Annotated in this window: 1 protein-coding gene; it reads right to left on the bottom strand. The window is 46.1% G+C overall.

All coding sequences use genetic code 11. The features are described from left to right. Positions 1-399: thiolase family protein (locus AC1M89_RS14770; protein ID WP_481614395.1), on the bottom strand; the 399-nt coding region annotated here is incomplete at both ends.

Here is a 399-nt window from a genome sequence, read left to right as displayed (position 1 = left end):
AGCCCATAATGCGAGGTTCAACCCCAACAGTGGTTGCACCAATCACTTTGGCACGAGGTTTTAAACCATATTTTTCTACAGCTGCATCAGAAGCAATCAGAATCGCAGCAGCACCATCGTTAATGCCTGATGCATTACCTGCGGTTACTGTACCGTCTGCTTTTACAACAGGTTTTAACTTGGTTAACGCTTCTAAAGTGGTTGATGCACGAGGATGTTCATCTTTTGCCACCACAACTGCATCACCTTTACGCTGTGGAATAGTCACAGGCACGATTTCTTGATCAAAGAAACCACGTGCTTGCGCTGCAGCCGTACGTTGTTGGCTGGTTAAAGCAAATTGGTCTTGATCAGCACGGCTAATATTGAACTGTTCAGCCACGTTTTCAGCCGTTTGCG

Source organism: Acinetobacter sp. ANC_7635, assembly GCF_056779945.1.
Note: the sequence above shows the minus strand (reverse complement) of the source record. Positions and strands in the feature narration are given on the sequence as shown.